The sequence below is a fragment of the Frankia sp. CcWB2 genome (assembly GCF_977927585.1).
This window is the reverse complement of sequence record NZ_CDWRCM010000045.1, coordinates 9,361-13,585: the sequence shown is the minus strand read 5'-3', so window position 1 is coordinate 13,585 and position 4,225 is coordinate 9,361. Positions and strand designations below refer to the sequence as shown.

The following is a 4,225-nucleotide window of genomic DNA, read 5'->3' as shown; positions in this document are numbered from 1 at the left end:
CACGCCCGGCCGCCCGGATCGCGGGTACCACCGAGGCCCGGCCGGTGGACGACGGGGTGGACGACGGGCACTCCGAGGCGGATCCGCCGGGAGGCCGGCTGGCCGGCAGCGTCGTCATCGGCCTTCTGCTCACCCTGCACTGCCTGCTCGTCGTCGCCACCCTGGTGGGATACGTCGCCGTCGGAGGCGCGCCGTTCACCCGGTACCTGCTGCCGATGCTGCCGATCCTCGCCTTCGTCGTCGCGGCCTGCTGCGGGTCGTTGCCGCTGGGCCGCCGCGGCCTGCCGACGGTCGCGGTCGTCGCCGCGCTGGCGGCGCTCACCGTGGTCATGCTCATCCGTGACCTGGCATTCAAGCGGCCCGCGCTCGCCCCGCTGGCGAACCTGGACCGGCTGCGGGCCGCCTGGGACCAGACGGCCCCGGGCCCGCCCGACCTCGGGCTGTCGTGCCTGGCGGGATGGGCCGTTCTCGGCGGTGTCCTGCTCGTTGTCGCGTTATGGAAGCTCGGTGACCCGGCGGTAGACGGCCGCGGTGAGCTGCGCGGTGCGCCGCCAGGTGAACGTGCGGGCGTGCGCCCGGCCGGCGTCGGTGTCGCCGGGGGAGTCGAGCAGCTCCAGGATCGCCTCGGCGAGGTCGTCGGCGAACGAGTCGCGGTCGGTCTGCCGAACGAGCCGCACCGGACTGCTGGGCCGGGTGATGGCCCGTCCGGGGGCCTGGCCAGGGGTCCGGCCGGCGGGGGCGGCGACGTCGACGAGAGCGGCGGTGACCTCCCGCACGGTCGGGATGTCGGCGGCGACCACCGGAGTCCCGGCGGCGAGCGCCTCCAGGGGGGGTAGACCGAAGCCCTCGTACCGGGACGGGAAGCACAGCACGCTCGCTCCGGCGACGGTCGTCCGCAGCGCCTCGCTGTCGAGGTAACCGGCGGCGACGACGGCGTCGGACGGCAGGTTCGCCAGGTCCAGCGCCGGTCCCCACCCCGGAGGCCCGACGAGCACCAACGGCGGAGCGTCGATTTTCGCCGCGTGCAGTCGGCGGACCGCCTCCAGCAGCGCCGGGAGGTTCTTGCGGGGCTCCACCGAACCGACGAACAGCAGGTACCGCTCGGGCAGGCCACGGGCCCTGCGCCAGGCGAGGCTCGGCTTCGCCGTGGTGAACCAGGCGTCGTCGACGCCGAGCGGCGTCGGGGTCACCAGTGCGGGGTCGAGCCGGTAGGCCGTCACCACCTCGTCGGCCACCGCGCGGCTGGGCGTCAGCACGGCGGACGCCCGGCGCAGGCCGCGGGGGACCAGATCGCTGTAGCGGGCGGACGCCCCCGTCACCGTGTCCGGGGTACGCAGGTAGGACAGGTCATGGATGGTCAGCACACCGCGGGCCCGGCGCAGGGGTGGAAGGACGAAGTTCGTCGCGTGCATGACGTCGGCGGGGCCGGTGAGCCACTCGACGGGCGGGTACTCCGAGCGGGCCCAGGCGTCCTGCAACAGCCGGGCCGCTGCCCGCCGGGCCGCCGTTCGCACCCCGGCCGGCAGCGCGCCCGGGAGCTCGCCCAACCCGCGCCAGGTGAACGCCGTCGCCGCGAGTTCCCACCCGGCCCCGGCTTCCCACCCGGGCTCGGTGGCGAGCCGGGCGAGCCCGGTCAGCAGATGCTCGGTGTAACGGCCGACCCCGGTGCGTTGCCCGAGCAACGGCGTGCCGTCCAGCACGACCCTCATGCCGGGATCACCCCCTCCTTTCCGGGAGTGCCACGCCACACCGCGCCGCTTCACCGCTCGTACAGCCCGTGCCGGGTGGCGATCTCCCGCCACTGCCGCGCGAACGCCGCATCGGAGAAGGTCTGGGCGCGTTCGATCGCCGCGGCGGCGAGCCGACCGCGCAGACCGTCCTCGGCGGCGAGCCGGCGAGTGAAGGAGGCAACCTGCTCCGAGCCGGTCCATCGGTAGCCGTCGACCCCGTGCCGGACGATTTCTCGCTGGCCGGCCCGGTCGATGACGACGGGAACGCAGCCCCCGGCCATCGCCTCGACGGTGGTCATCCCGAAGTGCTCCGCCGTCCAGGGACGCCGGTCGTCGTCCTCGCCGTACCCGGTGGCCGACCAGAACACCGAGCTGGTCGAGAGCAGCCGTTCGACCTCGGCGCGCGGGGCGTTGGGATGGATCTGCACCGGCAGCCCCGCGCCGGCCGCCCGGACCTGCTCCAGGTAGGGCAGTTGAGAGTCCTCACAGCCGCCGACGACGTGCATCGTCCAGTCGGGCAGGTCGCCCGCGCGGTACAGGTCGCCGAACCACTGCACCATCTCCAGCTGTCGCTTGGCGTGGCCGAGGCCGGGGGCGAAGAACCGGCCGACGGTGACGACGGCCTTCTCCCGCCGCGGCGCCGGATGCAGCCGTTCCACCTGGATGGGGGGGAACAGCAGGTCGGCGTCGCGCTTCCACAACCGGCGGATCCAGCCGCGGGTGAACCGCGAGTTGGCCATGACCACGTTGTAGCCGTCGAGGTAGCCGAGGTCGGCCGGGTCCCGCAGCAGCCAGGGGAAACGCAGCGGGAGCCGGGCGATCGGCCCCTCGCCACCGTCGGTGACCCGGGGCCGGCTCACCGCCACGCCGAGTTCGCGCACGTCCGCCGCGCCCGGCGAGAACGCGTCACTGACCAGGGTGAGCTCGGTACCGTTCGCCGACGGCGGCAGCGATACCTCGAACGGGGTGAAGTCGGTGCCGATCTGCAGCTTGGCCAGCACGCTGCCGTCGGCGTCGAGGAGGCGCAAGGCCGTGCCGACGGGCGCGCCGGGCCGGCCGATATCGGCGCGCAGGGTGCGCCGCTCGCCCGGGCTGACAGCGAGGATGCCCGCCCCGTTCGTCCAGGTCCACTGCCGGCGGCGGCCGCCCTCCGGCGGGTACCAGCCCTGGCCGAAGCTCACCGCCGGGCGAACCCCGCGCAGCAGCGGCCCGGCCGTGCGGACCGCGGCCTTACGCCAGGCCGCCATGTCGTGGTCGAACGGCGTCGGGAAGAAGCACAGGTACGCCGAGTGGCGGGCCTTCGGCATGATCCGGCTCATGTACGAACCGTTCACGAACAGGTCGTAGCGCCCGGAGAGGACGGCGATGGCCTCCTCGCCCCGGTCCGGCAACCGTACGTACCGGCAGCCGGCGAGATCCAGCCCGAGATGCTCGCCGAGCGCCGCGAGGTCGACCTCGGAGTGCCCGAGGAGGTCGACCGCGGCGCCCTCGGCGGCCAGTACCTGGGCGATCATGCCGTTGTGGCGTTCCCCGCCGCCCATGGAGTGCCAGAACCGGTTGTAGACCGCCGCCCGCACCCCGCCGGCCGGTCGGTCGCCCTCGGCCGGTGCGTCGCCGGCCGGTTGGTCGTTCTCGGCCGGTTGGCCGGCTCTCGCGGGATCGTTCATCGGGACACCAGCCAGCTCTGCAGGCTCGCCCGCCGTTGCGCGGCGCTGCGCCCGATCTCGCGCCGGGCCCGCAGCATGTCGGGCAGCAGCCGCAGGTAGGAGCCGTACACTCGCAGCCGCAGCAGGGTCGGTCGGATCGCGGGTCGGCTGCGCGCGCGCTGTGCCTGGCGCAGCGTGCGCACCGCGATCGAGACCGTGGTCAGCGGGTAGCGGATCACGGCGGCCAACGCCATCGGCGCGGTCGCGTCCTTGGTGAGCATCAGCAGCCGGTTGCGGTCGGTGTGGAAGACGAACAGCGGTGACCATTCGACGCTCGACGCCGAGTGGATGTGACGCAGCACCGCCCCCGGGACGTAGCGGATGCCGTACCCGCGGGCCCGGATCCGCCAGGACAGGTCGGTGTCCTCGTAGTAGAGGAAGAACGCGTCGTCGAACCAGCCGAGCTCGTGGCCGAGCGGCGAGCGGATCGCCATCCCGTTCCCGCAGGCGGTGAACACGTCCTCCGGCTGGTCGAACTGGCCGGCGTCGACCTGCTGGTAACCGCGGTCGGCACCGTAACCGTCGGTCAGGACGATGCCGCCGACGTTGTTGATGACGTCCACCCGCGGCGCCTCACCGCCGACGGTCAGCGACACCGTCGTCGACTCGGGGCCCACCGCGAGGTCCGCCCGCCCTCCGGCCGACGTGCCCGTCGGGCCGTCCCAGCTCAGGGTGACCTGTTTGCGCGATTCCGCCGCCCAGGTGAACCCGAGGGTGACCGGGCCGCCGTCGGGGATCGGCACGCACAGTTCGCCGTCCCCTCGGGTCCAGAAGTACGGCGAGCCGCTC

At 73.8% G+C, this 4,225-nt stretch carries 4 protein-coding genes; all 4 read right to left on the bottom strand.

Annotated elements, in window-relative coordinates; translation table 11 throughout:
* Positions 1-322: hypothetical protein (locus ACY45C_RS07155; RefSeq protein ID WP_462186851.1), on the bottom strand; the 322-nt coding region annotated here is incomplete at its 3' end.
* Positions 323-494: 172 nt separating this feature from the next.
* The gene (locus ACY45C_RS07150; RefSeq protein WP_462186850.1) at positions 495-1,709 is read right to left on the bottom strand and encodes a glycosyltransferase family 4 protein; all 1,215 of its coding nucleotides are present in this window, start codon (positions 1,707-1,709) and stop codon (positions 495-497) included.
* Positions 1,710-1,759: 50 nt separating this feature from the next.
* Entirely contained in the window at positions 1,760-3,397 is a 1,638-nt protein-coding gene (locus ACY45C_RS07145) for a glycosyltransferase (RefSeq protein WP_462186849.1), read from the bottom strand.
* The coding region (locus ACY45C_RS07140) for a glycosyltransferase family 2 protein (protein ID WP_462186848.1) at positions 3,394-4,225 on the bottom strand (832 nt) is incomplete at its 5' end. The genes ACY45C_RS07145 and ACY45C_RS07140, both read right to left, overlap by 4 nt.